At 55.6% G+C, this 320-nt stretch carries 1 pseudogene; it reads right to left on the minus strand.

Annotated features, from left to right (window positions below):
- Nucleotides 1-320: pseudogene (gene prs / locus BG74_RS16175) on the minus strand (ribose-phosphate diphosphokinase); the annotation flags it as partial.

The raw sequence follows: 320 nt of genomic DNA on the forward strand, positions 1-320 counted from the left end.
GCCGATGATATGCATGACCTGCGAAACATTGGCGCGCGGCCGGCGCTTATCGATAATCGCCATATCGGTATCGTTGAGCAGCTTAGCTATCGCGCGTGCGCGCACCACACCGCCTATATCAGGCGAAACGACGATCGGATTTTCTAAATCTTGTTGCAGCATATCCTCCAGTAGAATTGGGCTGCCGAATACGTTATCCACCGGCACGTCGAAGAAGCCTTGAATCTGCTCTGCGTGCAGATCAACTGTCAGCACGCGGTCAACTCCGACGCTTGAGAGAAAATCGGCGACCACTTTGGCGGTGATCGGCACGCGGGCGG

This window comes from Sodalis-like endosymbiont of Proechinophthirus fluctus, assembly GCF_001602625.1.
Classification (GTDB): Bacteria; Pseudomonadota; Gammaproteobacteria; order Enterobacterales; family Enterobacteriaceae.